Consider the following 26,718-nt stretch of genomic DNA (forward strand, 5'->3'; position numbering starts at 1 on the left):
ATGCAAGGTAACCAACAAGGACAGCTCATCTACGTGGTCTCAGACTCCATCGGCGAAACGGCCGAGCTGGTCGTTCGCGCTGGAGCCAGTCAATTTGACCGTTTTTTGTTTGATGTGCAAAAGTATCCCTACATAGAAGACAAGGAATCCATCGACGAAATTATCGCCTCCGCGAAGGAATCGAAAGCGATGATCGTCTTTACGCTGGTGATCCCGGAGCTGAACGCGTACATTACCCAGCAAGCAGCCTTGCACGGCATCCCGGCGATTGATGTGATGGGGCCGCTCATGCACACCTTGCAAGGCATGCTGAACGAGCCGCCGACAGGCAAGCCGGGACTGGTTCGCCGACTGGACGAGGAATACTTCCGCAAGGTGGACGCGATCGAGTTCGCCGTCAAGTACGATGACGGCCGTGATCCGCGCGGACTTTTGCGCGCTGACGTTGTGCTGATCGGGGTGTCCCGCACCTCCAAAACGCCGCTGTCCATGTACTTGGCGAACAAGCGTCTGAAAGTGGCGAACGTCCCGCTCGTCCCGGAGGTGGAGCCGCCGGAAGAGCTGTTCCAGCTGCCTCCGGAGCGATGTGTCGGGCTGACCATCAATCCGGAGCAGTTGAACGGCATTCGCACCGAGCGGCTGAAAGCGCTGGGATTGACCGCGCAAGCCAATTACGCCAATCTCGACCGGATCGCGGAAGAGCTGGCGTACTCCAAGAAGATTATTGAACGGCTGGGCTGTATGGTCATCGACGTGTCGAACAAGGCCGTGGAGGAAACCGCGAATATCATTTTGGAGATGATTCGCAAAAACAACCTTCGCAACGAAAGGAAATAGGCCAAAAGAAGGAAAATGGCGACTTTTGTAGAAAACGTGTAGCGAAAGGTTTTGGCGCAACGGGCGCCGCCGCGTTTACCGTTCGCGGAAATGTGGAAAAGTAGAAAAGAAGAAAAGAAGTTCGAGACCAAGCAGGAATTTGACGAATTTTGACGAACTAAATAATCTCATTGCGATTCTCCTAAAAAGGTGGAAAGACATGACTGGTCCCACTTCAGATGAATTTGTGAATCAAGTGCGTGCCGCTGTCGACATCGTAGACGTTGTAGGAGAGTACGTTCAACTGAGAAAAAGCGGTCGTGCCTTTCTCGGTCTATGTCCGTTTCACTCTGAAAAAAGCCCTTCCTTCAATGTGAATGCAGAGCGACAGTTTTTCTATTGCTTTGGCTGCGGGGCAGGTGGGGATGTTTTTTCCTTTTTAATGAAACTGGAGCAGTTGACGTTCCCGGAGGCACTGTACAAATTGGCGGAGCGTGTCGGAATCGAGCTGCCCCAGAAACAGCAGGTAGAGGAAGCTCCTGAAAAACGCGCTAAGCAAGCCATGCAGGAAGCGCATCAGCTTGTTGCGCAGCTGTATCACTACGTGCTGACGGAGACGCCTTATGGCGTGGAGGCGATGAAGTACCTCGAACGGCGCGGGGTGTCCAGGCAGACCATTGACGAGTTTCAGATTGGCTTTGCGCCTGATTCTTGGGATTTTCTTACGCAGTTTTTAAAAAAGCGGCAGTTTTCCCAAGAGCTGATGGTCGAGGCCGGACTTTTGGCGCAAAGCGATGGCGGAAAAGTGTTTGATCGCTTCCGGGGACGGATCATGTTCCCCATCCACGACACGCAGGGAAATGTCATCGGATTCGGCGGCCGCCTCCTGGACGGCTCGCAGCCGAAATCGCAACCGAAGTATGTAAACAGCCCGGAAAGCCTTTTGTTTAACAAAAGCGCTACCCTGTTCAACCTTCACCGTGCCCGTCCGTATATGAGAAAGAGGAAGCAGGCATTGTTATTCGAAGGATATGTCGATGTCGTTTCGGCATGGCAGGCAGGTTTTCCCCAAGGCATTGCTACGCTGGGGACCGCTTTGACCGAGCAGCAGGCACGGATGATTCGGCGCAATGTCGATTCGGTTGTGATCTGCTATGACGGAGACACGGCCGGGCAGGAAGCGACAAGCAAGGCGATCCACGTCCTGCAGCAGGCTGGTCTCATTGTACGGGTAGCTCCTTTGCCGCAGGGAGTCGATCCCGATGATTACATACGCCAGCACGGCGCTGATGCCTTTTCGCAGCAGGTTTTGCTGCAGGCGATGCCGGTTACGGCTTTTCGCTTGAAACATTTGCGAAGCCAGATCGTAATACATGATGAGACGGACAAGGCTCGCTTGATTGCCAAGGCCCTGGAAATCATCAACGAGCTGGAAAGCCCGGTCGAACGGGATATGTATTTGCGGCAATTGGCGGATGAATACTCCCTGACGCTCAGCGATCTCAAGTGGGAGGCCAAGCGCGTTTACAAACAGCAAAAAAGTGAACGACAAAGGGATAAAGTGTTGCCAGCATGGAATAATAGTATAAATAATGGCAAAGTTACGCTCGCGAAAACACTGCCGCCCGCTTACCATACGGCTGAGCGCATGCTGCTGTACTACATGATGCGGAATCAGGATATAGCCGCCCGCGTCCAGGAGGAATGCAGCGCCCACTTTCAGGTGGATGAACACGCCGCGCTGGCTGCCTACCTGTACGCCTACTACGCAGAGGGAAACCCGGAAGACCCTGGAGGGTTCATACATTACGTGCAAGACGATTTGTTAAAGCAATTAGCCTCGGGATTGGCCATGATGGAGTGCAAGGAAGACGTATCTGATTTAGAGATCGGTGACTACATCAAACAAGTGAATAACTACCCGAAGCGTGCCGAGTTGGAACGATTGCGCGAAGAGCAGCGGAGCTTACACCTCCAAGCGGCCGCAGCGGACAGCGAGGATGCGCGCAAACAACTGGAAATTCAAGCTGCCTTGACAGGGATGAAGATTCTTGAATTGGAAAATGCTTTAAAAGAAGGGTAGCTTCAGATCATTCCCGGGGAAGGAGGGAAAGTAGATGAACAAGCAAAATATCACTTCTGACATGGAAGCAATGTCCATCGAACAAGTGAAGGAGCAGTTGGTCGAATTAGGCAAGAAACGCGGCGTTTTGTCGTACAAGGAAATTACGGATCGCCTGGCAGGTTTTGAGCAGGATTCGGATCAGATGGATGAGTTTTTCGAATACCTGGGCGATCAAGGTATCGAGATCAACAACAATGACACGGACGACGACGAAGTCGACGAAATGATCATGAAGGATGAGGACCACGAAGAATTCGACTTTGACGATCTCTCCGTTCCGCCTGGAATTAAGATCAATGACCCTGTACGGATGTACTTGAAAGAAATTGGTCGTGTTCCTCTGCTCTCCGCTGAAGAGGAGATCAAATTGGCGCAGCGTATTGAGCAGGGGGATGAGGAAGCGAAACGAAGACTGGCTGAGGCCAACCTGCGATTGGTTGTCTCGATTGCCAAGCGCTATGTAGGCCGCGGCATGCTGTTCCTCGACCTGATTCAGGAAGGAAACATGGGTCTGATTAAAGCGGTGGAAAAATTCGACTACCGCAAAGGCTACAAGTTCAGTACGTACGCGACATGGTGGATTCGTCAAGCAATTACCCGTGCGATTGCGGACCAGGCCCGGACCATTCGGATTCCGGTGCACATGGTGGAAACGATCAACAAGCTGATCCGTGTTTCCCGTCAGCTTCTCCAGGAGCTGGGCCGCGAGCCGATGCCGGAGGAAATCGCGGAAAAAATGGATCTGACCCCGGAAAAGGTGCGGGAGATCATGAAGATTGCGCAAGAGCCTGTTTCCTTGGAGACGCCAATCGGGGAAGAAGACGACTCTCACCTGGGCGATTTCATCGAGGACCAGGATGCGCTGGAGCCTTCGGATGCAGCGGCGTATGAGCTGTTGAAAGAACAGCTGGAAGACGTGCTGGACACCCTGACGGACCGCGAAGAAAATGTTCTTCGCCTGCGCTTTGGTCTGGATGACGGTCGTACACGGACCCTGGAAGAGGTCGGAAAAGTGTTCGGCGTCACGCGCGAGCGCATTCGTCAGATCGAAGCAAAAGCGCTGCGAAAACTTCGTCATCCGAGCAGAAGCAAACGCTTAAAAGATTTCCTGGAATAGCCGATATAAGGAGTATGAGGCCTACGTTTTAGCCGACGTAGGCTTTTCGTTTTCCATATCATGCCGGGTTACGAGTAAGGAGGGGCCGCGTTGGACGACCAGCGCAAGCGAACCATCATAGCCGAGATCGAAAACTGGCGGCGCAATCACCTGCTGCCTGAACATTACTGCATTTTCTTGTTAAACCTGTATACAGAAGGGGAGCGGCCGAGTACGGGTTCACCGGCATCCGCGGGCAAGGGAGAAGGGAAGAGAACGGATGCGACAGGGGGAGCGGGAGCAGGGGTTGCGACAGGCAACTCGTTGCCATCTGCCCCTTATGCCTACGCAACCAGACAAGTAGCTCCGGTTACGGGGAAAATGGTGCTGGCCTGGCTCCTTGGCGCCTTTGTCCTGGCTGGTTTGATCTTGCTTGCTTTTCATTTTACCCGTTTTACGACCTCAATGCAAATTGCCATCTTTGCCTGTTTCGCTCTCATTTTCTATATTCTGGGATTTGGCTTTCGCCGTCAAGCCCCGCCGCTCACGCACTTGTTTCTGGCGCTTTCCTTTCTTCTGTTGGTGGCGGGAGGAATCTACGGCATTCAACTGCTGAACGGTTCCATGCCGCTGATCCTGTTGTATGTAGGCGTTATTTGCCTGCTGGCATGTGCGAGTGCCTTTCTGTTCGGCTACGCTTATTTGCTCTATGGCGGCATGCTCGGTCTCGCGCTCTTGTACGGGATTGCGACGCTGCATCGGGTAGGGCTGGACTACACGTGGTGGAAGTCGGAGCTGTACTGGGTGCCTCTCGCTTGCCTGCTGACGGGGCTCGGCTTTCTGATGAACAGCGGCAACCCGAAATGGGCAGGGGTTTTTGCCGTGTGCGGCCTCCTCGCTTTTTTTGGCGCCGAGATTCAAGCGCTGTATATCGCAGATGCGAAAAGGGATATGATTCAGCTTCTTTTGTTCATCAAGGTGTTTGTAGCTTCGGCGCTGTTTTTCTTTACGCGCGCCTACTGGTATACATGGCTCAGACTGTAGGCCAGTCCCGTTTTTTTCGCCTGTCCGATTTGCTACAATGAGGAGAGAGAACAAAGAGGTGAGGGAATTGGAGAGCAAGTGGAAAGTATTGATCGGGATTTTGCTGGCTGCCGTCTTCCTGGGCGGAGAAACTGCGGCACAGCTGATGGGAGTCAAGACGTACAGCATCGGATACATACTGGGCGCTCTGGCCTTTGTGGGAGCGATCCTCGTGGGAACACGCCAGCGATAGGCGTGTTTTTTTTGTGGAAATCACACATCCAAGCCATTCGTGGTGTATAATGGAAAAGAATTCTGAACAAACGCTCAGTCAAAAGGGCGCGTGTCTTGCTACATCGTGCCTAAAGCGTTTTCAAGGGGGGCTAACCATGAATTTTGATTTAACGGTCGAGCAGCAAATGCTCAAGAAAATGATGCGGGAGTTTGCCGATGAAGTCGTTGCGCCTGGCGCGGATGAACGGGACCGCACGAAGCAATTTCCTGTCGAAATATTCAAGCAGATGAGCGAGTTGAACCTGATGGGCCTGCCGTTTCCGGAGGAGTACGGCGGAGGGGGAGCTGACTCTACGAGCTTCGCCATCGTGGTCGAGGAGCTTAGCCGTGCTTGCGGCTCGACGGGCATTACGTATTCGGCGCACATTTCGTTGGGCGGCGCTCCGCTGCACTTATTTGGCACGGAAGAGCAAAAGCGAAAATACTTGAGCAAAATCTGTTCCGGTGAAAGCTTTGGCGCTTTCGGCTTGACGGAGCCAAACGCCGGATCGGATGCAGGCGGAACCAAGACGACGGCTGTCTGGTCCGAGGGAGAGTGGCTCATCAATGGTTCGAAATGTTTCATTACCAATGCGTCGTACGCATCGTTTTTGGCCCTGACCGCCGTCACGGACAAAGACAAGGGGTCGAGAGGAATCTCTGCCTTTATCGTCCCGACCGATGCGCCAGGCTTTAGCGTGCTGGCCAATTACGAGAAGCTCGGGTTGCACAGCTCCAATACGACCGAGCTGGTACTGGAAAACGTCCGCGTGCCGGAAGAAAACCTGCTGGGAAAACGCGGCGAGGGCTTCAAGCAGTTTCTCATTACGCTGGATGGCGGGCGCATCGGCATCGGGGCGATGGCGGTCGGAATCGCACAGGCCGCTTACGACAAGGCGCTGCAATACGCCAAGCAGCGTACGGCTTTCGGCAATACCTTGAGCCACTTCCAGGCGATTCAGCACAAGCTGGCTGACATGGCGATGCAGATTGAACTCGCCCGGACGATGGTGTACAAGGCGGCGTGGCTCAAGGATCAAGGACGCACATTCACCAAAGAGGCGGCAATGGCGAAGCTGTACGCTTCGGAAGTCGCGATGGCAGCCACTCATCAGGCGATCCAGATTCACGGCGGGTACGGCTACATGCGCGAATACCAGGTGGAACGCTTCTTCCGCGATGCCCGTCTGTTGGAAATCGGAGAAGGCACCTCGGAAATTTTGCGCAACGTGATCGCCAGGGAAATTGGTTGCTGACAACTTTTGGAACACAAGGAATCCTCGCTGGTGGAACGGCGGGGATTTTGTCGTTCTTTGCGCGGGGGCTGTCAAGGAATTTGCCTTTCGCAATGGCTGGCAAATAGGGTAGAATAGAGGCAACGGAAGGTGAACATAGAGATGACATCATTAACCATTTCCCAGCGGCTGCAAACGATTGCCCGCTACTGCCCAGAAGGAGCCCGCGTCGCCGACATCGGGTCGGATCATGCGTTGTTGGCTTCTTATTTGCTTGTGAAAGGAATCGCTTCGTTCGTGATCGCCGGCGAGCTGAACGAAGGCCCGTATCAAGCAGCGAAAAAGCAAATACATACCTTGCAGGCAAAAGACCGCGCGTCCGTCCGAAAAGGAAACGGCTTGGCCGTGCTAAAGCCGGGGGAAGCCGACGTCGTCTGCATCGCCGGGATGGGCGGACAGCTGATTGTCACCATTTTGGAGGAAGGACTGCCCAAGCTGGAAGGCGTGCAGCGCCTGATTCTTCAGCCGAATGTCGGGGAAGAGGTCGTGCGCCGCTGGCTGTTGAGGCATGAGTGGCAGCTGGTCGCCGAGACCATTTTGAAGGAAGACGGCGTGATTTACGAAATTTTGGTGGCCGAACGAGGCGTTCCCACCGTTCCTTATGAAAACAAGGATCGTCCGCAAGAAGACCTCCTGCGGATCGGTCCGTTCCTCTGGGAAGAAAAATCAGCGATCCTCCTGGAAAAATGGAGCCAGGAAGCGGAAAAATGGAAAAAGATTCTGGTCCAGCTGCAGCGGTCGGACAAACCGGAAGCTGTCCAGCGAGTGGCAGAAATCGAGCGAGAACTAGAATGGATCCATGAGGTGATAGCATGCTTGCGCACGGACAAACCGTCATCCAGTACGTAGAGCGTTTGGCGCCAAAAGCTTTGGCGATGGAAGGCGACAAAATCGGCCTTCACGTCGGGACGCTGCAAAAGAAAGTCAAAAAAGTGATGGTCGCCCTCGATGTGCTCGAATCGGTGGTGGATGAGGCGATTGCGGAAGGCGTCGATCTGATCGTCGCGCACCACGCCGTCATTTATCGACCGCTCAAGCACTTGCGGACGGATCTGGCGGCAGGCCGCGTCTTTGAAAAGCTCTTAAAGCATGATATTGCGGTCTATACGGCACACACGAATCTGGATGTCGCAGTAGGCGGCATGAACGACTGGTTGGCGGAAGCGATTGGGCTGGTCGATGTGGACGTGCTGGATGTGCTGCAACGAGAAGCGTGGAAAAAGCTGGTCGTCTTCGTTCCGGCCACGCACAAAGAGGCAGTATTTACGGCCATGTCTGAAGCGGGTGCCGGGCATGTCGGCAACTACAGTCACTGCTCTTTTCAGGTGGAGGGGACGGGAACCTTTTTGCCAGGCGAAGGAACCGATCCGCACATCGGCTCGCAAGGCAAGCTGGAAGCCGTCGAGGAAGTGCGCATCGAAATGGTGGTGCCTGCTTCCAAACAACCAGCGGTGCTGAAAGCGATGCTGGCGGCCCACCCGTACGAAGAAGTCGCGTACGACATCATCGGGTTGGAGCAGTCCGGCCAGGCGTACGGGATCGGGCGCATTGGCTACCTGCCTGCCCCCATGACGCTGCGCGAATTGGCTGAGCTGGTCAAGGAGCGCTTTTCGCTGCAAGGGCTGCGCGTCGTAGGCGATTTGGATGCCACGGTCAAAAAAGTAGCGGTCGTCGGCGGAGATGGCAGCTCGTTTGTCTCCAAGGCGATTTTCAAAGGCGCAGATGTGTTCCTGACCGGGGATATCGGCTATCATACTGCGCATGATGCGCAGGCTGACGGGCTTTCCATCATTGACGCAGGTCACAATATCGAAAAAATCATGAAGCAAAAACTGGCGGAATACTTGCGGGAGCAGTTGAAAGCAAACGGCTATGAAGAAACTGAAGTCATCGCCTCTTCTGTGCACACGGATCCGTTTCAATTTGTGTAAGCGCGAAACGCCGTAAAAAGACGGATAGGCCGTCCAGTTGAAGGTAGGAGGATTTTGTGTGCAAAAACTAATTCGAACGCTCTCTAGCGGACTACTCGTCGCTGCCTTGCTCACCCCCGGCGTCGCTTCGGCGGCTGGGGGCTTTCTTCCCTACCAAGACATTCGTCAGCATGAGGCGAAAGCATCCATCATTCGCGGCGTTCAGGCAGGGTTGTTTGCGGCTGGGCCGAATGCGCCGCTGTTTTACCCGAATCGGGAGATGACCCGCGCTGAATTCGTGGCCTTGATGGATCGCTTGTACAACGGAGGGCAGTATCAGCTGTACCCGCTGACGTTTTTATCCGAACATGGCGAATGGACAAAAGGAGAAGGGTTCGATGAGCCGTACCTCCCTTATAAAGACGTCGATCGGCTGACGTGGATGTACGATCCGACGTTGCGCGTGTCCGTCATTTTGGACAGGTTGTACGGTCCTGGTGCCATCCAGGAGGTTTTTCCTGGAGAGGCGATGAACCCGAACCGGCCGATCACCCAGGAAGAAGCGGCAAAACTGATGTCGATGTTCACGATGGCGTCAGACAGTGCAAAAGCATGGGAGGAAGTCAAGGCTTGGGGGTGGCTGGAAGGCGAGCGCTCAGACAAGCTGAAGCGGGGAGAGGCGGCAGTCGCTGCCGATCGCATGATGACGTATCTGGTGCAGGACACGATCTTGCCGCTGTTGGACTACGATGGTCAAAAGTTTCCGATGGTTCCGGAGATTGAGGAGCTTTTCCCTTATTTTGCAACCTACACGATTGGGAAAACGGCTGAGGAAAAGGCCTACGTGGAGGCCGTGGACGCGATTCGGAATCACGAAGACTCGGAGCAGACCTTTCAAGTGCTGCGCAAGCTGGAGGGAACCTCGTTCGACAACCGGGTCGGGCTGCATTTTTACTTGAGCTGGGACCCGGAGACGGAGATTTCCGTCAACCTCGAGGAAGCACTGAAGGCCATCGACGCTTATTTTGCGGACAAGATCATTGCGCCGGATACGCTGCGGCTGCTCAGCGCCAATGTGTATGACCTGGCGCTCCAGCTCGGGGCCAGTGATTCGCAGCAGTTCGCAAAGGTGCTGGCACGGTTGGGCGCCTACGAGCCAAAAGTCAAGCCGGAGTCAAAAGAGTGGGAGGCGCTCGCCATCTACCTGGGTGCCCTGGAGATCCGGAGCGGGCAGACGGAAAAGGCATTGAACCGCTACAAGCAGTTCGCCGTCCAAAACCCGGAAGCACTGCTCAACGCCTGCTACTATTTGTCTCAGGACGGGCGCCTGGAGGAAGCGGAGGCACTGCTTGCAGCGGTCAAGCCCCAGGCCGCCGACAGCCGGATGGTACAGCTCGTCAAGCTGTTGAAGCAGGAGCTGGCCTCCTTGCGGGAGCAAGCGGCGATCGTCAGTGACCTCGGCTATTCGCTTCGCCGGCTGGACAACACGGACGCCTATCAGGTCAAGGGCGAAGCGGTGCTCAGCGGATTCACCTTCAAGTACACGCAGGAGATTGACCAGCGCAGCCAGGTCAGCAAGCTCAACGGATTTTACCAGTCGCCGCAAAAGCTGGTATCCGACAAGCTGCTTACCTATACCGACGGTCGGAACCATGTGCAATACGCCTACGACTCCGAAACGCAAAAATGGGAGCGGCACAAGACAGACAGGCTGGACTTTTTGCATGAATGGGTCGGCGCCCTGCCGGTAGCGGAACGTGCCAACAGCTTGCATGCCCGCTACTTCAAGCAATCCTTCGGGGAGATCGATGTGATTACCGAGTGGATACCGGGTGCCGCCCTCGAAGAAAAATCCGCCTCGCTCATGCTGGAGCGCGGGAAAGTCAAACACGTGCCGCTGTTCATGAACAAGTATTACATTGATCGGGCCAGCGATCGCGTGGTCAAGCACACGTGGCGCTACGAAGAGATTTACACAAGCGATGAATATGTCGCGTATTCCGGTACGGATCAGTACGAGTATGCCGCAAACGTGAAAGTATCCATTCCGGATGAAGTGCGAAAAGGGGTGACTCCATGAAGCGTTTTCGTCAATGGCTGGCGGTAGCCCTGTTGGCCGTATCGGCATGGCAAGCGCCGGTTCAGGCAGCAGAGAATCCGTACGTGGAAACGGAAGAAGTGTTCAGATACGTCATGGAAAGTCATCTGAGCAAGCCGCAAGCAGCGCAGCTGGTGAGAGGGGCGCTGCAAGCGGTCAGCGAGCAGGCAAAGGAGCGCAAAAAGCTGCAGCTGGCCGTCTCTCCTGCGGACGACACGTGGAGCGAGTTGGAGCAACGGCTGGCAGAATGGCAAGCCAAAGGCGGGTTCGATGCGGCTTCGATGAACGCGTGGGCGATCGACGGCATGCTCGCGACCCTCGACGATCCGCACAGCGTCTTTTTTACAGCGGACGAACTGCGGCTGTTCCAGTCTGACGTGGAGAACCAGTTCGTCGGGTTCGGGTTTCGGCTGCGCATGCAGAACGATCATCTGATGATTCGCGAAATCGTTCCCGGCTCTCCGGCCGCTGCCTCGGTTCTCAAGCGCGGCGACCAACTGCAAAAGGTCAACGACGTTTCGCTTGCGGGAAAAAGCTTCGAGGAGTCTTTCGCCTACCTGAAAGGAGCGGAAGGAACGGAAGCGGTCCTGACTGTGTATCGTCCCGCTGAAAAGCGCGAGTTTCAGGTCAAGCTGAAACGGGCGATGATGACGCTTCCCGAAGCGGAGGGGCAGCTGTTTTCCGACGGGGCCATTGGCTATATCAGCCTCGAAACATTCGGCTCCGAGGGGGCTTGGCAGATGCGCGACAAGCTGCTGGAGTTTTCTCGCTCATCCAAGCCGTTGACCGGGCTTGTGCTGGATTTGCGTGACAACGGTGGGGGATACTTGGCGACTGCGCGAGACATCGCCAGCCTGTTTATGGAAGACGGCCTGCTCATGTACACGACGAACCGCAACGGGGTGGAAGTGGAGACTTGGGTGAGAAACGGGCGAGACATCGGCATTCCTGTGCGGATTTTGGTGAATGGAGGGACAGCCTCCGCCTCCGAGCTGTTGGCAGGCGCCTTGCGCGATCATGGCATCGCCAAGCTGGTAGGCACAAAAACGTATGGAAAAGGCAGCGCGCAGCAAGTCATCCCGCTGTCGGAGGGAGATGCGCTGAAGCTGACGCTCAACGAGTATTTTACGCCCAAGCATATGGTCGTCAATCACGTCGGACTCACACCGGACATCCTGGTGGAGGATTACGGGGCGCAAGTCGTGGAAGCTCTCCAGTCGTTGCATGTTCGCCAGTGGGAGTTGAGCGACGAGGAGGGCGACACGATCATCAACGGCATCCCGTTTCCTACCGTGGAACCGCTGTTCAAGCAAGGAACAGGCGGGTTGCAAATCAGGGCGGCTGTTCTGTCGCACTTGCTGAAAGACCCTGCTATCGGGGAAAAAGAGTATGTGGAGCTTGCGCCTTATTTGCAAAAACACCCCGCCTTGAAGCTGCAAAGCAAACATGGATTTCACGTCTTGACCTATACCTCCTGACGAAACGAAAAGCCTCTGCTGCCCGTGGAATGATCCACGTAGACAGCGGAGGCTTTTTTCGACAGAGGCGAAGCCCAGCCTTTTCCCAAGCATGGACGAAGCCGATGGTTCCGCATTCCGGCAGCGCTTCTGGCAAGCGGGGGTGAAGTTTTCCTGCTGCGTGTAGTATAGTCGACTGCCGGAAGCCGAACACTATCAGGTGCGATACTACTGAAGAACGAAGGATGGCAGACCGATGAAAAAGGTAATTCTATTTTTGATCGACTCGATGATGCCAGATGTGCTGGAGCGTTGCATTGCCGAGAACAAAGCGCCGGGCTTGCGTTTTTTGCTGGAACATAGCCAGTACATCCCAGACTGCGTTACTGTGTTTCCGACGATGACGGCTTCGATCGACTGCTCGTTGCTAACGGGTGTGTACCCGGATCAGCACAAAATACCTGGACTCGTTTGGTACGATTCGGAACAAAAGCAAATGGTCAATTACATTAACGGCGCGATTCCGGTGAGCAAGATGGGCATAGCTCACTGTGCCAGCAACGTGCTGTTTGACCTGAACGAGCGACATCTTAGCAAGGACGTGAAGACGATCCATGAGGTGCTGGAAGAGCATCAGCTTGTATCTGGGTCCATCAATGTCATTGCTCATCGGGGCCATAAGCAGCACAAGGTTCACATGCCGCCTCTTTTGGATGCCATCACATCTTTTCAGCTTCGCGAGACGGTAAGCGGTCCGACGATCATGAGCATGGGGACGCTGGTTCGGCCAGACATATTCCGTCCGGTTACGTGGAATCTGGCGCAGACGGTGTTACAAGGCTACGGGATCAATGACTCCTACGCCATCGACGTGCTGATTGAAGTCATTCGCAGCGGCAAGCAGCCTCATTTTACCTTGGTCTACCTTCCTGAAAACGATCACAAGCTCCACCGCTCGCCGGAAAATGCCGTTCAGCACCTGGCCGCTGTGGACAAAGAGCTGGTGCGCTTTCTGGACAGCTTCCCTTCGTGGGAGCAAATGCTTGCCCGAAACGTATGCATCCTGATCTCGGACCACGGCCAGACGGTCATCGGAGCAGGGGAAGAGCACAACATTTCCTTGGATGCTCTTCTGCGCGGGTTCTCCATTCATGCATTGGGCAAGGAAGTGACCTCGGAAGTAGAGGTCGTCATTTGCAACAATGAGCGGATGAGCTTTTTGTATCCGGTCAACGGGACGGAGCAGGCGGCGATCATCGAAGCGGTTAGCGTTGATGAACGCATTGACCTGATTGCCTGGAAGGATGGCGAGAAAATCAGCGTGCGCCGCGGGGGGACAAGGCAGGAGTTGAGCTTTTGGCGCGGGGCTGCGTATCCTGACGCGTATGGATGCTCGTGGGGAATGGCTGGCGATCCGTCCGTTCTCGATGTGCAGTACGATGGAGAGGTGCTGACATTCGATACGTACCCGGATGCGTTTTCCCGGCTGTACGGAGCGGCGTTCGCGCAGCCAGGCCCGGTTGTCATCGTGACTGCGGCACCGGGGTATGAATTTTTGTCCGAATGCGCGCCTACCCATCTCGGAGGGGGCAGTCACGGTTCTTTGCACAAACGGGACTCGCTGATTCCTTTGGTGATTGCTGGCGCGACTCATTCATTCCCGTTGCCGGCGCGGCTGGTGGATGTCAAAGACTTTATTTTACGCGAGCTGGGCGTTATTTCAGCCGCGCATCCACAATGATCGGGACGTGATCCGACCAGGTGACAGGCAAGACGGCATACTGCTGAATATCCCAGTGGCTGGATGCAAAAATGTAATCCAGGCGGCGGCGAAAGGCCGGGAGGGTGTGCTTTTTCTCCTGTCCACAGACGACAGCGCAGTCTTGCAGGACAGGGGCGAAGGACACATCGGTAGCGTTGAAATCGCCCATCAAGAGAACAGGAGCAGCCCTGTGTCGGGAAAGTAGCGCAGAGAGGAACTGCAACTGCGCTGTGCGGCTGGTTTGATTCAAGCTGCAATGAGTCACCCAGACGGAGATGCTTTTGCCGCCCCAGCGAAAAGTGGCTTGCAACAGCGTTCGTTGCTCACGCTTCGCCGGGAGGGCGACGGTCTGGACGCTTTCGAGAGGATATCTGGAAAGCAAGGCGTTTCCGTAGTGACCATTGCCGAGCGGGATGGATGGAGCAAAGGCGAGATGATACCCCAATTGCTCTGCCAAAAAGCTCGCCTGATAGCCGTATTTGGCGTTTTGATGGACCTCCTGCAAGCCTACGATGTCCGGCTTCCATGCGGACAACGTGTCAGCCATCTGGGGAAGGCGTTTACGCCACCAGAGATCGCGGCCGCTGTGGATGTTGTAACTGATTGCTCGTAGCATGGTGGCTCCTGTTTCGGTGTGACTTGTGCGGATTCTTCTCTAGTATCGACGAGCTTTCCGGTGGTCTAGTCGGGAATGGGGAGATACGTGGAGAGACGATGTTTTCTCCCACTTATTTATTAATTCCTGTTGAATTTTGGATTAATCTATGCTATATTAAAGAACGTCTCCCATGTGAGAATTTGCCACAAGGGCAAGGCTGACATCGCCTGAATGTGTCTATTCATGTAGTCAGTGTGCATATTCCGTTTGCAAAAAACATAGTATTACGGAGAGTTACCCAAGAGGCCGAAGGGGACGGTTTGCTAAACCGTTAGTATGCGCAAGCGTAGCGAGGGTTCGAATCCCTCACTCTCCGCCATTTTGTATTTCGGCGGCGTAGCTCAGCTGGTTAGAGCGTTCGGTTCATACCCGAAAGGTCGGGGGTTCGATTCCCTCCACCGCTACCAAAGGGGCATAGTTTAACGGTAGAACGAAGGTCTCCAAAACCTTTGGTGTGGGTTCGATTCCTACTGCCCCTGCCAGAAGAGCGAAGCGTTCTGCATGGCGGTCGTGGCGAAGGGGTTAACGCACCGGATTGTGGCTCCGGCATTCGTGGGTTCGAGTCCCATCGATCGCCCCATCTACGGGAGTATAGCCAAGGGGTAAGGCACGGGTCTGCAAAACCCTTATCCCCGGTTCAAATCCGGGTACTCCCTCCATCTCTTGTCCCAGTAGCTCAGCTGGATAGAGCAACGGCCTTCTAAGCCGTCGGTCGGGAGTTCGAATCTCTCCTGGGACGCCATCTATGCCAAAAGACCTCGTACAAACTCAACGGCCGCTTGAGTTTGTACGAGGTCTTTTCGTTGAACAACCGTCATTTTATCGACAGAAAATGACGAATCCTGACAGACATATAATAAGGAAGCTTCTCATATGCTTACGAGTAGATTCCCGCAAACAAGAATCCCCTCTTTGATAGAACGAATGACCAGAAAAAAAGATACGCATGTGGACAACCATTTTGATTTGGCAGACGGATACTTGGGGAGTACGGCGCATCGTAAAACCGCAGACCAGAAAGGAAGACCACGAAACACGTCGTGGTCAACTAAAAGGATTGTAGTAGTAGAGACCATGCAGGTAACGCCGCTCGGCTTTTTCTAGGGCCGTTGCCTTTTCGCTCTCCAGAGACGCACGAAGCTTCTCCCAAAACTCGGGAGTGGCATCGCTCAAATCGACCTCCAGCTTGTCGCCAACCAGGTTGCGAATCAGCTGCCAATCATCCGGATGTTCATACTGCTTCATGCCGCCGCCAATGAGCCGAATATCGTGCAGCAGCTGTTTGATCGTTTCGGGAATCATCGTTTTCCCCCGTTGTCGAAAATTTTTTTTGAAAATGCGGATCGTCTGCTCTTGCTCATAATTTGTCTTTTTCGCCATGAAATATGTAAGAAAGCCGAAAAATATCGCGCCGCAGTTTGGGGGTGCTCGTGGCGAATCGCGGAGAACAGGTCCCCATAGCACGTCCATCTTTTTTGGAAAATACAACAAAAACCGCATGCTTCGACAGAGAGCGGATGTGGTTTCCGGGTGGAATTTGGGCATTCGGATGGAGGAACTCGCTATTGACTTCGAAAATTGGATTGTGTATACTCAAGAGCGTGATTCTGCGGCAGGCAAGGAATCTGTTTGCTGCAACAGGCGGTCGTGGTGGAATTGGCAGACACACCATCTTGAGGGGGTGGCGGGGAGACCCGTGCGAGTTCGAGTCTCGCCGACCGCACCATCGTGTCCCAGCGAGGACGAAGATCGGATCTCGTGTTTTCGAAATAAATCAAGCCTTTTCGACAAGGGCTTTTTTTTCTGCTCATGTTCCGGGCTTGTCGAATAGAAAGAGAAAAAGGTGGGAAAGGTGTTAGCAGTGCCTTCTTTTTTCCCACTTTTGGGTCATTGATCTTGAACCGCTTTTGATGTACACTCCCAATTGGGAGAAAGACAATAGAGAAATGTTGGAAAAACAACACTACCTGAATCAGATCAGACCCAATTTGATCAGGTCGAGGAGAAGAACCCATGAGTGTAATTAGAGAGATCATTGAGGGATTATTCATCGGATTCACTTCAACGGTAGGTGTCATTAGCACGTACCAAACACTGGTTTCTTGTGCAGGCCTGTTCCGCAAGAAGGAGCAGGTGACAAGCGAGCCACAAAAAACATTTGCTGTATTGGTTGCGGCGCATAACGAAAGTGCCGTAATCGCTCCACTGATTGAGAACCTGAAAAAGCTCGACTACCCACGCGAAATGTACGACATCTTCGTCATTTGCGACAACTGTACAGATAACACAGCTGAGATCAGTCGGGCACACGGAGCCATTGCGTGCGAGCGGTTTGACGCGTCCAAGCGCGGAAAAGGCTACGGGATTGAGTGGATGCTGGAGAATCTCTGGGCAAGGCCGAAGCAGTACGATGCCGTCGTCATGTTTGATGCAGACAATCTGGTTGAAAAGAACTTCCTGAAAGTGATGAACGACCGTCTGCTCAAAGGCGAGCGTGTGATTCAAGGCTATCTGGATTCGAAAAACCCGTTTGACTCCTGGATTACCCTGTCTTATGCTGTGACGTATTGGTTTACCAACCGCATGTGGCAGCTGGCCCGTCACAACCTCGGTCTGCCGAACACATTGGGCGGCACGGGCTTGTGTATCGAGAGCAGCCTGCTCAAGGAGATGGGCTGGGGAGCGACCAGCCTGACGGAAGACCTGGAGTTTGCCACACGCTGCATCGAGCGAGGCATTTATCCGACCTGGGCGCATGATACGAAGGTATGGGATGAGAAGCCGATTGACCTGAAAGCTTCCATGCGCCAACGCTTGCGCTGGATGCAGGGCCACTACGATGTGGCGGGACGCTACATTGGAAGTATGCTGAAAAACGCCGTGAAGACAAGAAGACTGGGCATGCTTGACGCGGCCTTCTACCTGTTCCAGCCGATGTACGTGCTGATGGTGACGATGATGTCCTTGCTGTTTTTGGGCCGGTATTTTGACATTGCGGCTCTGACGCCTGCTGCTACCATCCTGCCAACCTGGCTGGTGTACGGATCTACCGCTGTGTTTTATTTATTGCCGTTTCTGGCGCTCTACCTCGAAAAGGTGCCGCTCAAAGGATATCTGGGACTGCTCTTGTTGCCGTTCTTTTTCCTTACCTGGTTGCCGATCTTGTTTTACGCATTTTTCACCAAGAAAAATCAGGTGTGGAGCCATACGTCCCACACCCGCGCGATTCGCATCGAGGAGATCCAGCAATAGGCACGAAACGCAAACGCATAAACAAAAGCCACAGGGGCGATCTGCACCTGTGGCTTTCCTGTTAGGGACAGTGGCGGAAGAAGCCGCTGATCTGGTATAATGACGCGATCAGCACCAAAGAGAGCGCCGTGCAGCCGGGAACAAGGCATGGGCGCATGGGCTGCGAGCCAACAAGAAGCACGCAGCTGCGGGACGAGGAGGAAGACGGTGAGGAAGCTGGCACCCCAACACGACAATGACGTCACTCCCTTGCTATGGGGAGACAAACGATACCATTCCTGGAACTACCACTTGCGTTCCATCTTTCACGAAAAGATTTTCAAGGTTCCGCTGGACGGAGGTTTCAGCTGTCCGAATCGGGACGGCAAGGTAGCGACAGGGGGCTGCACATTTTGCAGCGCGCGCGGCTCCGGCGATTTTGCCGGCGACCGGAGAATGGACCTGGAGCGGCAGTTTCACGATGTGAAGGCGCGGATGCACGAAAAGTGGCCACAGGCCAAATACATCGGCTTTTTCCAGGCGTATACGAACACGTACGCGCCTGTCAACGAACTGCGAGAGATGTACGAGGTGATTCTCAAGCAGGAAGGGGTAGTAGGTCTCTCGATCGCTACACGCCCCGACTGCCTGCCGGACGATGTCGTGGAGTATTTGGCGGAGCTGAACGAGCGGACGTACCTGTGGGTGGAACTGGGCCTGCAAACGATACACGAGCATACCGCGCAGCTGATTAACCGGGGACACGACTATGCCTGCTATGTCGATGCGGTGGCGAGGCTGCGCAAGCACAACATTCGCGTCTGTACGCATATCATTTACGGGCTGCCGGGAGAATCGCACGAGGAAATGATGCAGACGGCAGAGGCGGTTGCCCATCTCGACGTGCAAGGCATCAAAATCCACTTGCTGCACCTGCTGCGCAAAACGCCGATGGTCAAGCAGTACGAAGCGGGCCTGCTGAAATTTCTTTCGCAGGAGGAGTACACCAAGCTGGCGGTGGATACACTCGAAATGCTGCCGCCGGAAATGATTGTTCACCGTATCACAGGCGATGGGCCAAAAGACTTGCTGATCGGGCCGATGTGGAGTCGCAAGAAGTGGGAAGTGCTGAACGGAATCCATGCCGAGCTGAACCGTCGAAACAGCTGGCAGGGAAAATTGTACGTTCCGCGCGGATAAGAAGGAATGGTCAAGCAAAAAGGAGCCTTTGCGGAGGCTCCTTTTTAGTTGGTCTACTCGACCTGAATGATTTTTCTGGCCCGCCCCGGGTAGTTGGTGATGATCCCGTCCACGCCGATATCGACGGCCCGCTGGATTTGCCGACTGCTGTTTACCGTCCAGCCGTAGACGGTAAAATGGCGCTGTTTGGCTTCTTGGACGAGCTCGGGTGTCAACTGGTCGTACGGCACGTGCAACTGCTCGCAGCGATACTGGCTGGCAACTGCCCACGGCTTGGCGATCGGGCCGACGTATAAAAGTCCGGTCGTTTGCGCAGGGTCCAATTCTTTGATACGCAACAAACTGTCGAAGTTAAACGTGGAAATGATTGTTCGCTCCGTCAGCTGGTAGCGCCGGATCAGCTCCATGACTTTTTCTTCAAGGTCGGGCTGTTTTTGAAAAAAGTTTTTCAACTCGATGATGAAGCGCAACGATGTATCGGAAAAAGCTTCCAATACCTCCCGCAGAACGGGAATCCGGGCTTTGGGAAAACGCGTGGAACAAACCTTGTCTGCACGCAGCTGGCGCAGCTCGCGCAGCGTATAGCCGCGCACGGGGCCATGGCCGCTTGTTGTCCGTTCCAGCCGGTGATCGTGGATGACGACCAGCTTGTTGTCGCGGCTGAGCTGGACGTCCAGCTCAATCCCGTCCGCGTGCTTGCGGACAGCAGCATGAAAGGCTTCCATCGTGTTTTCCGGATACAGGCCGGAAGCGCCGCGATGCGCGAACACAAGTGTGGACACGTGGGCTTCCTCCCTTCTCAGACGTTTCGTGCCTTTTACAAGCATATGTAAGTCGCCCCTCAATACTGCCTATGGTGAGGGGCACAAACGTGTTCCTATGAAATCGAGACGAGAACGATGACGAGGAGAACGAACAAAACCAAGACAAGGGCGAAGTCGTTGTTTCTGTTGCAGCTCATCAATACCCCCTCCTTCCCAGATGGAGCAACTCCCTTCATCTTATGAGCCAATAGGGAAAATGGCGCTCGTCGAATGCCCAACCTCTCCTCATTTGTGCCTGGCTGCCCACTTTTTATACAGATTGGCAGATGACGGGGAGGCTCCATTTGCTACAATGAAAGCACACGGAAATCAGGGAAGGGGTAGTGACATGCCACAGATGGAAGAGATGCTTGCCGCCGGAGATTTGGTGGACGATCCGAAAAACCGCCGGGTCAAGCTGCATCAGTACGATTCGGCGCAGCTGAAAACATACGACCAGATGCTGCGGGAGGTGGCAGCAAAGTCCCATGCCACCAAGCTGATCGTGTACGGGAAGAAGCGGGATGTAGCGGAGTGGCTCGCGCTTGGCTATCGGCAGGAAGGGGTCATTGACGGCTTTTTTCGCGGAGAAAATGCCTACATGCTCGCAGCGTATACGACAGAGGAACGGGCAACGTCCGCAGCGCCGGAGCTGGCCGAGGAAATTTTGGCGCTGAGTCTGGCCAAAGCGGGCGCAGGGGAAGAAAAGCCGCTGCCGGAAGGGTATCGCATACGGCCGGCAACCGAGGCGGATGCAGGGGAGCTGGCACGGCTGTACAGCCTTGTGTTCGCAACGTATCCAACTCCCATGGATGATCCGTCGTACGTGCGAAAAACAATGCAGGAGGGCACGATCTACTACGTCGTCGAGCAGGCAGGAAACATTGCCTGCGCAGCTTCCGCCGAGGTGTCAAAACGCATGGGCTCGGCAGAAATGACCGACTGTGCCACCCATCCGGATCACGCCGGAAAGGGCCTTCTCCAGCCGCTGTTTCGCGCCTTGGAAAAACGGATGGAGGAGGCAGGGATTTACTATCTCTACACGTTGACACGGGCCCAATCGGCAGGGATGAACGTGACAGCGGCCAAGATGGGCTATGAATACCGGGGGCGGCTCATCAACAACTGTACGATTTTCTCCGGATTCGAAGACATGAACATCTGGGTGAAGCCGCTGCGGCCGACCAGGGAGTCATCCGTCTAGCTGGGAGAAGGAAACAGCTGCAGGTGCAGACGGCGTGCCATAAGCGCCAGTTGAAGCTGCCAGCGTTGATGGGCGTCGTCCAGGCGACAGCCTGTCTTTTCTTCGATCTGGGTCAGGCGGTATTTCAAGGTGTGGCGGTGAATATATAACGTTTGGGAGGTTTGCAGACCGTTCCCGTTTTGGGCCAGGTACACGTCCAGCGTTTCCAGCAGTTGCTGGTTGTACTTGCTGTCGTAACGCATGACAGGCTCCAGAACGGGCTTCCACAGCCTCAGCAGGCTCTGTTCATCGCGGCGGTACGGAAACAGGAACTGGTAGCCTTGCATATCGTGATAGCGCAGTATGGCAGGAGCGCGAGCGAGCAAGGGATAGGCTTGCAGCGCGAACATGGCTTCCTCCGCGGCGCCTGACACGTCTGTCAGTTGATCGCGCGAATCGCTGATGGCGACCTGCAGGGCGGGGGAAGGGTGCAGCCCCTGCCAGCGTGACGTGAACTGCTCCAGCAGTTGCAGGCTGGTCCGGTCATCGGGCAGGACGAACAACAGGCAGTGAGGACGCTCCCGCAGCAGATACGAGCGCTGGTGGCGGTCGCAAAGCCTGCGCATCAGCGTGATGACGCTTTGGTGCAGCTCGCCCAGTCTGTCCGGTTCCGCCGTGTCCACCTTGACGGCTACGACGAAATGCTTGCCCGACAGCGGATATCCGAGCATGCGACAGCGGTTTTCCAACTCTTGCGGGCTCATCGGCTTTCCGTTTAAAAGCTCTTCGACGAAGTCGCCCTTGAGCCGCCATTCCGTCGCGGAAACAGCGCGTTCTTTTACATATTCCAGCGCACACAAGGTGGCGGCGTGCTGGAGCGCCACCTCGTCCAGCTCCTTCCACGCCTCGCGCGGCTTGACCAGACTGAGTGTGCCAAAATGCTCGCGACTGGCGCGGATCGGCACCGTATGCACCTGTTCTGTTGCATCGCCATGGGACCATGCTGTTGTGCAACCGTGCTGCGTCACTTCAAAGCCGAGAGCGTCCAGGAGCGTCACGACGCCACCGGTCAGCTCGGCCAGCTCGGCGGCGATGGCGGGCAGCCCGCCTTTGGACAGGGCTGCGTCAATCATGCGGTTGTGGATCGCCTGCGAGTAGGCGAGCGTCTCGAACTGCCGATTGACGATCGGCTGCAAAATCGCTTTGGTGATGGTGGAAAAATTGATTTCGGTAGGAATTTCGATGAGCGGGAGCTGATAGCGATCGGCCAGCGCCAGAAAGCTTTCAGGAATCTCCCGCAAGTAAAACCCGGTGTGGATCGCGACCCCGCTCAGCTTTTGCTTGGCCAGCGTCGGGATGAACGAGCTTTGCCGCTCCCCGTTTTCCGCGAGTCCGAAGCCGGTTGTAATCAAAAATTCGCCTTCCTGCAGACGGCTGGCGTCCTCCAGCACCTCGACAATCGTCACCCACCGAATCGGATTGTCCAGTCCGCCCGCTCCTGCGACCAATCGCGTCTGCACCATGTCAGGCAGTTGCAGAGCCTCTCTGATCGTAATCGTCACGAGACACACCTCCGGATGGCAACGAATCTTTATACAAAATGTACAAAAGATTGGGTCTCTTCGCCATCTTTTTTTGCCAGCGCGTCGGATGGATGAACAGAACAGGTCGGCTAGGATAAAGGGAGAGAAGAAACGAGGTGGCGACAACCATGAGCAGAAGCTATGTAATCAAACCGGAGTTGGGCAAGACGTATCCGTTCATTTCGCATGGAAAAGGCATTTATTTATACGATACGGACGGCAAGTGCTATATCGACGGCTGTAGCGGGGCTGTGACCGCGAGCATCGGCCACGGGGTGGAAGAAGTGGCGGAAGCGATGTACCAGCAGGCCCAAAAGGTATCGTTTGCGTACCGCTCGCATTTCAGCAGCGACGCTGTGGAGGCGCTGGGGGCGAAGCTGGCCGAATGGGCGCCCGGCTCGTTGAACTGGACGTTTTTTGTCAGCAGCGGTTCCGAAGCGACGGAGACGGCGCAAAAAATCGCGATCCAATACTGGCAGGAAAAAGGCAGACCGACGAAAACCAGGATCATCTCCCGCTGGATGAGCTACCACGGCATCACCATGGGGGCGCTCTCCATGTCCGGGCACGTACTGCGCCGCAAACGCTTCGTCCCGCTTTTGGAGGATTATCCGACGATTACCGGGCCATATCCGTATCGCAGACCAGCCGGCATGTCGCTGGAAGCGTATGCCCTGGAATGCGCGAATGAGCTGGAGCGGGCCATCCTGCGCGTCGGAGCCGAGCAGGTGGCGGCGTTTATCGCCGAGCCGGTCATTGGCGCCTCTGGCGGTGCGGTCGTGCCACCAGACGGCTACTTCCAGCGGATTCGCGAAATTTGCGACCAATACGAAGTGCTGTTCATCGCCGACGAGGTGATGACAGGGGTAGGACGCACCGGAAAAGCGTTTGGAATCGATCACTGGGGCGTCGTGCCTGACCTGATGGCGCTTGGCAAAGGCATGAGCGCCGGCTATACGCCGATGGCGGCCACGATGGTGACGGATGAGATTATCGAGACGATCACCCAGGGAAGCGGTCTGATTATGGCGGGGCACACCTACAGCGCCAATCCGCAGTCGGCTGCCGTCTCGCTCGCGGTATTGCAATACGTCGAGAAGCACGGCCTGATCGAAAAAGCGGCCGAGCAAGGCGCTTACTTGCTGTCTCGCCTGCAGGAGCTGGCAGATGAACTGCCGCTGATCGGAGAGGCGCGCGGACTCGGCATGCTGTGCGGCCTGGAATTTGTCAAAAACAAAGCGACAAAAGAGCCGTTCGCCTTGTCGGAGGGAGTGGCGTCCAAGATCATTGCGAGAGCCTTCGAAAAAGGTCTGCTTCTCTATCCGGCCATCGGTGGAATCGAAGGCGTGGCAGGCGACTCGCTCATCGTAGCTCCGCCGCTGACGATGACAAAAGAGCAGATTGACGAGCTGATCGCCCTCTTGAAAGAGGCGATTGCCAGTGTTCAGCAGGAGCTAAAAGACAAGGCGCTGATTGGCTAGAGGGGGAGAAGAGCGATGGCAAACCGTTTTGATAAAGTGGTGTCCGTCCAGGAGGCGCTCTCCCATTTTCGCGATGGGATGACGCTTCTGGCAGGCGGCTTTGGCGGGGTGGGCAATCCCCCTACGCTGATCCAGGGTATCTTGGATCTGGGGGTGCGCAACTTGACGCTGATTAGCAACGATACGGCGTTTCCGCACATCGGGATCGGCAAGCTGATAACAGAACGACGCGTGAAAAAAGTGATCGCCTCCCACATCGGCTCCAACCCGAACGCAGGGGCGCAAATGACGGCAGGCGAGCTTGAGGTCGAGTTTTGCCCGCAAGGAATTCTCGCCGAGCGGGTGCGGGCAGGCGGCGTCGGGCTGGGCGGGATTCTCTCCGACGTGGGCATCGGCACGATCGCGGAAAAAGGCAAGCAAAAAGTCGTGCTGGACGGAAAAGAGTACCTGCTGGAGACGCCGCTGACGGCGGAAGTGGCAATCGTCCATGCGAAGAAAGCGGATCGTTTCGGCAATCTGGTGTACGATACGAGCGCCCGCAACTTTAACCCGCTTGTGGCGATGGCGGGAGATATTACGATTGTCGAAGCGGACGAAATCGTGGAGGTAGGCGAGTTGGACCCGGAGGAAATCGTCACGCCCGGCGTTTTCGTCCACTACATCGTACAAAGCGAAGGGGTGAACTGGCAATGGGCGTGGGAGAAGTAAACGAGATCGTGAGCTACCGCGAGCGAATCGCGCGCAGGGCGGCGATGGAAGTCGAGGACGGCATGATTATCAATTTGGGGATCGGCATCCCCACGCTGGTGGCCGATTTCATCCCGCCGGACAAACGCGTCCTGTTTCACGCGGAAAACGGCATTTTGGGCACCGGACCAAGCCCGGCCAAAGGGGAAGAAAACCCCATGCTCTGCAATGCGGGCGGGTTTCCGGTTACTCTGGCGCCGGGGGCGTCGTTTTTTGACAGCGCCACGGCCTTTGCGATCATTCGCCGCGGCTTGCTGGACATGACGATTCTCGGCGTCCTCGAAGTGAGTCAAAACGGGGATATCGCCAACTGGATCGTGCCGGGCAAACGCGTGCCGGGAATGGGCGGAGCGATGGAGCTGGCGCAAAAAGCGAAAAAGGTGATGGTCGTCACCACCCACCTCGACAAAAACGGCCGCTCCAAAGTCGTGCGCGAATGTTCGCTTCCGCTGACCGCAAGCAAGGCGGCAGACTGGATCATTACCGACATGGCCGTGATGGAAGTGAAGCCGGACGGTCTGTATTTGCGCGAGGTCATGTATCCGTACAGCGTCGCTGATGTGATTGGGGCAACCGAAGCCGAATTGAAAATCGAGGGAGAAGTGAGCGTATTCCGCTAGGCAAGACGATTCCGCAAAGAACGGGGGAAGAACATGGCGAACTGGCAAGCGTTGATACGAGAGCAGTTGGAAAAAGAGCGGGAAGCTTCCGTCAAGCTGTTGCAGGCATGGGTGCAAAGCCCAAGTGTGCAAGGAGCGGAGGAGCCGATTCAAAAAAGCATCGCCGAGCTGTTGGCCAAAATGGGGTTGGCCGTCGATTTGTGGGTCATGCAGGGGGAGGAGCTGGTTTCCCATCCGTACTTCGTGTCTCCCCGCCAGACGTTTGAGGGCAGCCCGAACGTCGTCGGTGTCTGGAAGGGCGCAGGCGATGGTCGCTCGCTGATTTTGAACGGGCACGTCGACGTCGTTCCTGCCGGCGATTACGCGCAGTGGAGCGACGATCCGTTCAGCGGAAAAGTCAAGGACGGGAAGCTGTACGGCCGAGGCGCAACGGACATGAAGGGCGGGAACCTGTCGTCGCTGCTCGCGATCTCCGTCCTGCAAAAGCTGGGCGTCCGGCTGAAGGGAGACGTCATCTACCAAAGCGTCGTGGAGGAAGAGAGCGGGGGAGCCGGAACGCTCGCTACGATTCTGCGCGGCTACAAGGCAGATGCGGCGCTCATCCCTGAGCCGACCAACATGAAAATTTTCCCGAAACAGCAAGGCTCGATGTGGTTCCGTCTGACGGTCAAGGGGCGTTCTGCTCACGGTGGCACCCGCTACGAAGGGGTGAGCGCCATCGAGAAGAGCATGCTGGTCGTGCAAGCGATCGGCCGCCTGGAAAAAGAGCGCAACGATCGCCTGGACGATCCGCTGTACGCCAAGCTGCCGATCCCGATTCCGATCAACATCGGGGTGATCGAAGGGGGAAAATGGCCGTCGTCCGTCGCCGATCTCGTCAAGCTGGAAGGCAGGATGGGCGTAGCGCCGGGCGAGCAGATGGACGATGCCAAGGCGGAGATGGAAGCGGCCTTGCAGCGGCTGGCCGAGGTCGATCCGTGGTTTGCCGAGCAGCCAGTCGAGCTGGAGTGGTACGGGGCGCGCTGGGTGCCGGGAGATGTCGCGCAAGATCATCCGCTCATGGAGATTTTGCAGGACAAGTTCGCGGCGGTGACTGGCGAGCGCGCAATCGTGGAAGCTTCGCCATGGGGAACGGACGGCGGTTTGCTGACGGCGCTGGCCGACACGCCTGCCATCGTCGTGGGGCCGGGCGTTACACAGGTCGCGCACTATCGGGACGAATACATCGTGCTGGATGACGTGTTCCGCTGCGCGGAGATTTTTGCGCTGACCATGCTGGACTGGTGCGGCGTTGCAGAAGGGCCAGCGAAGTAGGCGAGCGGGTAGCGGGCAGCTTCCCTGGAACGGCTTGTTTTCG

The 26,718-nt window shown here is 55.6% G+C and carries 22 protein-coding genes and 7 tRNA genes; 25 read left to right on the top strand and 4 right to left on the bottom strand.

The features are described from left to right. The 11 genes from ACTHO6_RS01385 to ACTHO6_RS01435 all read left to right on the top strand — a co-directional run bounded on the left by ACTHO6_RS01385 (position 1) and on the right by ACTHO6_RS01435 (position 13,834). Positions 1–837, top strand: a complete 837-nt coding sequence (locus ACTHO6_RS01385; RefSeq protein WP_440238571.1) for a pyruvate, water dikinase regulatory protein — start codon at positions 1–3, stop codon at positions 835–837. Between the two features lie 199 nt (positions 838–1,036). Then, complete coding sequence (gene dnaG / locus ACTHO6_RS01390; protein WP_440238573.1) at positions 1,037–2,899, top strand: DNA primase; 1,863 nt, start codon at positions 1,037–1,039, stop codon at positions 2,897–2,899. A 34-nt stretch (positions 2,900–2,933) separates the two neighbouring features. Next, on the top strand, positions 2,934–4,058 hold the full coding sequence (gene rpoD, locus ACTHO6_RS01395; RefSeq protein ID WP_440238575.1) for an RNA polymerase sigma factor RpoD: 1,125 nt from the start codon (positions 2,934–2,936) through the stop codon (positions 4,056–4,058). A 90-nt stretch (positions 4,059–4,148) separates the two neighbouring features. Further along, on the top strand, positions 4,149–5,081 hold the full coding sequence (locus tag ACTHO6_RS01400) for a hypothetical protein (protein WP_440238577.1): 933 nt from the start codon (positions 4,149–4,151) through the stop codon (positions 5,079–5,081). 58 nt (positions 5,082–5,139) lie between these two features. Next, the gene (locus ACTHO6_RS01405) at positions 5,140–5,313 is read left to right on the top strand and encodes a hypothetical protein (RefSeq protein WP_440238579.1); all 174 of its coding nucleotides are present in this window, start codon (positions 5,140–5,142) and stop codon (positions 5,311–5,313) included. A 136-nt stretch (positions 5,314–5,449) separates the two neighbouring features. Continuing rightward, positions 5,450–6,589, top strand: coding sequence for an acyl-CoA dehydrogenase (locus ACTHO6_RS01410; protein WP_440238581.1), 1,140 nt, complete (start codon positions 5,450–5,452; stop codon positions 6,587–6,589). Positions 6,590–6,730: 141 nt separating this feature from the next. Beyond that, complete coding sequence (locus ACTHO6_RS01415; protein ID WP_440238583.1) at positions 6,731–7,477, top strand: tRNA (adenine(22)-N(1))-methyltransferase; 747 nt, start codon at positions 6,731–6,733, stop codon at positions 7,475–7,477. Next, entirely contained in the window at positions 7,441–8,559 is a 1,119-nt protein-coding gene (locus tag ACTHO6_RS01420) for a Nif3-like dinuclear metal center hexameric protein (protein ID WP_440238585.1), read from the top strand. The genes ACTHO6_RS01415 and ACTHO6_RS01420 overlap by 37 nt, the downstream gene beginning before the upstream one ends. A 58-nt stretch (positions 8,560–8,617) precedes the next feature. After that, the gene (locus ACTHO6_RS01425; protein ID WP_440238587.1) at positions 8,618–10,618 is read left to right on the top strand and encodes an S-layer homology domain-containing protein; all 2,001 of its coding nucleotides are present in this window, start codon (positions 8,618–8,620) and stop codon (positions 10,616–10,618) included. Continuing rightward, positions 10,615–12,114: a S41 family peptidase gene (locus ACTHO6_RS01430; protein WP_440238589.1), complete on the top strand. Its 1,500-nt coding sequence runs from the start codon at positions 10,615–10,617 to the stop codon at positions 12,112–12,114. Before ACTHO6_RS01425 ends, ACTHO6_RS01430 begins: the two co-directional genes overlap by 4 nt. A 235-nt stretch (positions 12,115–12,349) precedes the next feature. Then, positions 12,350–13,834, top strand: coding sequence for an alkaline phosphatase family protein (locus ACTHO6_RS01435; protein ID WP_440238591.1), 1,485 nt, complete (start codon positions 12,350–12,352; stop codon positions 13,832–13,834). Here ACTHO6_RS01435 and ACTHO6_RS01440 read toward each other — a convergent pair. Then, positions 13,809–14,471 (bottom strand): endonuclease/exonuclease/phosphatase family protein, encoded by a 663-nt coding sequence (locus ACTHO6_RS01440; protein ID WP_440238593.1) that lies wholly within the window; start codon positions 14,469–14,471, stop codon positions 13,809–13,811. The two genes, ACTHO6_RS01435 and ACTHO6_RS01440, sit on opposite strands and share 26 nt — an antisense overlap. 270 nt (positions 14,472–14,741) lie before the next feature. On the opposite strand from ACTHO6_RS01440, the gene ACTHO6_RS01445 reads away from it, so the two are divergent. From ACTHO6_RS01445 to ACTHO6_RS01470, 6 genes are all read left to right on the top strand, one after another. Next, positions 14,742–14,832, top strand: a tRNA-Ser gene (locus tag ACTHO6_RS01445). Between the two features lie 11 nt (positions 14,833–14,843). Continuing rightward, positions 14,844–14,920, top strand: a tRNA-Met gene (locus tag ACTHO6_RS01450). Position 14,921: 1 nt separating this feature from the next. Beyond that, positions 14,922–14,995: transfer RNA gene (locus tag ACTHO6_RS01455), tRNA-Trp, on the top strand. A gap of 22 nt (positions 14,996–15,017) precedes the next feature. Beyond that, positions 15,018–15,093 (top strand) — tRNA-His (locus tag ACTHO6_RS01460). Positions 15,094–15,098: 5 nt separating this feature from the next. Then, positions 15,099–15,172: transfer RNA gene (locus tag ACTHO6_RS01465), tRNA-Cys, on the top strand. A 6-nt stretch (positions 15,173–15,178) separates the two neighbouring features. Beyond that, positions 15,179–15,255: transfer RNA gene (locus tag ACTHO6_RS01470), tRNA-Arg, on the top strand. 302 nt (positions 15,256–15,557) lie between these two features. Here the strand turns inward: ACTHO6_RS01470 and ACTHO6_RS01475 are convergent. Next, positions 15,558–15,815 (bottom strand): hypothetical protein, encoded by a 258-nt coding sequence (locus tag ACTHO6_RS01475; protein WP_440238595.1) that lies wholly within the window; start codon positions 15,813–15,815, stop codon positions 15,558–15,560. A 339-nt stretch (positions 15,816–16,154) separates the two neighbouring features. Here ACTHO6_RS01475 and ACTHO6_RS01480 point away from each other — a divergent pair. From ACTHO6_RS01480 to ACTHO6_RS01490, 3 genes are all read left to right on the top strand, one after another. Next, positions 16,155–16,239: transfer RNA gene (locus ACTHO6_RS01480), tRNA-Leu, on the top strand. A gap of 287 nt (positions 16,240–16,526) precedes the next feature. Then, a complete protein-coding gene (locus tag ACTHO6_RS01485; RefSeq protein WP_440238597.1) occupies positions 16,527–17,765 on the top strand; it encodes a glycosyltransferase family 2 protein in 1,239 nt (412 codons plus the stop codon). Positions 17,766–17,972: 207 nt separating this feature from the next. Further along, positions 17,973–18,944 (top strand): TIGR01212 family radical SAM protein, encoded by a 972-nt coding sequence (locus ACTHO6_RS01490; protein ID WP_440238599.1) that lies wholly within the window; start codon positions 17,973–17,975, stop codon positions 18,942–18,944. Between the two features lie 53 nt (positions 18,945–18,997). Here ACTHO6_RS01490 and ACTHO6_RS01495 read toward each other — a convergent pair whose 3' ends face one another. Next, positions 18,998–19,726, bottom strand: a complete 729-nt coding sequence (locus ACTHO6_RS01495; RefSeq protein WP_440238601.1) for a glycerophosphodiester phosphodiesterase — start codon at positions 19,724–19,726, stop codon at positions 18,998–19,000. A gap of 370 nt (positions 19,727–20,096) precedes the next feature. On the opposite strand from ACTHO6_RS01495, the gene ablB reads away from it, so the two are divergent. Then, positions 20,097–20,951, top strand: coding sequence for a putative beta-lysine N-acetyltransferase (gene ablB / locus ACTHO6_RS01500; protein ID WP_440238603.1), 855 nt, complete (start codon positions 20,097–20,099; stop codon positions 20,949–20,951). Here ablB and ACTHO6_RS01505 read toward each other — a convergent pair. Then, a complete protein-coding gene (locus ACTHO6_RS01505) occupies positions 20,948–22,492 on the bottom strand; it encodes a PucR family transcriptional regulator (RefSeq protein WP_440238605.1) in 1,545 nt (514 codons plus the stop codon). The genes ablB and ACTHO6_RS01505 overlap by 4 nt on opposite strands. Before the next feature lie 149 nt (positions 22,493–22,641). Between ACTHO6_RS01505 and ACTHO6_RS01510 the strand changes: the two genes are divergently transcribed. From ACTHO6_RS01510 to ACTHO6_RS01525, 4 genes are read left to right on the top strand one after another with little or no spacing between them, the layout of a single operon-like run. After that, positions 22,642–23,994 carry an aspartate aminotransferase family protein gene (locus ACTHO6_RS01510; RefSeq protein ID WP_440238607.1) on the top strand — a complete coding sequence of 451 codons (1,353 nt, stop codon included), beginning with the start codon at positions 22,642–22,644 and terminating at the stop codon, positions 23,992–23,994. Positions 23,995–24,009: 15 nt separating this feature from the next. Next, entirely contained in the window at positions 24,010–24,702 is a 693-nt protein-coding gene (locus tag ACTHO6_RS01515; protein WP_440238609.1) for a 3-oxoacid CoA-transferase subunit A, read from the top strand. After that, a complete protein-coding gene (locus ACTHO6_RS01520; RefSeq protein WP_440238611.1) occupies positions 24,684–25,361 on the top strand; it encodes a 3-oxoacid CoA-transferase subunit B in 678 nt (225 codons plus the stop codon). The genes ACTHO6_RS01515 and ACTHO6_RS01520 overlap by 19 nt, the downstream gene beginning before the upstream one ends. A gap of 33 nt (positions 25,362–25,394) precedes the next feature. Continuing rightward, positions 25,395–26,675: a peptidase gene (locus ACTHO6_RS01525; RefSeq protein WP_440238613.1), complete on the top strand. Its 1,281-nt coding sequence runs from the start codon at positions 25,395–25,397 to the stop codon at positions 26,673–26,675. Positions 26,676–26,718 lie beyond the last annotated feature (43 nt).

Origin of the sequence: Brevibacillus sp. SAFN-007a (assembly GCF_051967035.1) — a bacterium.
Lineage (GTDB): Bacteria > Bacillota > Bacilli > Brevibacillales > Brevibacillaceae > Brevibacillus.

Bases quoted from the DNA above. Each gene is read 5' to 3' on its own strand.
- ACTHO6_RS01510 (WP_440238607.1), top strand. From the start codon at position 22,642: ATGAGCAGAAGCTATGTAATCAAACCGGAGTTGGGCAAGACGTATCCG.
- ACTHO6_RS01435 (WP_440238591.1), top strand. From the start codon at position 12,350: ATGAAAAAGGTAATTCTATTTTTGATCGACTCGATGATGCCAGATGTG.
- ACTHO6_RS01475 (WP_440238595.1), bottom strand. From the start codon at position 15,815: ATGATTCCCGAAACGATCAAACAGCTGCTGCACGATATTCGGCTCATT.
- ACTHO6_RS01415 (WP_440238583.1), top strand. From the start codon at position 6,731: ATGACATCATTAACCATTTCCCAGCGGCTGCAAACGATTGCCCGCTAC.
- ACTHO6_RS01430 (WP_440238589.1), top strand. From the start codon at position 10,615: ATGAAGCGTTTTCGTCAATGGCTGGCGGTAGCCCTGTTGGCCGTATCG.
- ACTHO6_RS01525 (WP_440238613.1), top strand. From the start codon at position 25,395: ATGGCGAACTGGCAAGCGTTGATACGAGAGCAGTTGGAAAAAGAGCGG.
- ACTHO6_RS01515 (WP_440238609.1), top strand. From the start codon at position 24,010: ATGGCAAACCGTTTTGATAAAGTGGTGTCCGTCCAGGAGGCGCTCTCC.
- ACTHO6_RS01410 (WP_440238581.1), top strand. From the start codon at position 5,450: ATGAATTTTGATTTAACGGTCGAGCAGCAAATGCTCAAGAAAATGATG.
- ACTHO6_RS01420 (WP_440238585.1), top strand. From the start codon at position 7,441: ATGCTTGCGCACGGACAAACCGTCATCCAGTACGTAGAGCGTTTGGCG.
- ablB (WP_440238603.1), top strand. From the start codon at position 20,097: ATGCCACAGATGGAAGAGATGCTTGCCGCCGGAGATTTGGTGGACGAT.
- rpoD (WP_440238575.1), top strand. From the start codon at position 2,934: ATGAACAAGCAAAATATCACTTCTGACATGGAAGCAATGTCCATCGAA.
- dnaG (WP_440238573.1), top strand. From the start codon at position 1,037: ATGACTGGTCCCACTTCAGATGAATTTGTGAATCAAGTGCGTGCCGCT.
- ACTHO6_RS01385 (WP_440238571.1), top strand. From the start codon at position 1: ATGCAAGGTAACCAACAAGGACAGCTCATCTACGTGGTCTCAGACTCC.
- ACTHO6_RS01440 (WP_440238593.1), bottom strand. From the start codon at position 14,471: ATGCTACGAGCAATCAGTTACAACATCCACAGCGGCCGCGATCTCTGG.
- ACTHO6_RS01485 (WP_440238597.1), top strand. From the start codon at position 16,527: ATGAGTGTAATTAGAGAGATCATTGAGGGATTATTCATCGGATTCACT.
- ACTHO6_RS01520 (WP_440238611.1), top strand. From the start codon at position 24,684: ATGGGCGTGGGAGAAGTAAACGAGATCGTGAGCTACCGCGAGCGAATC.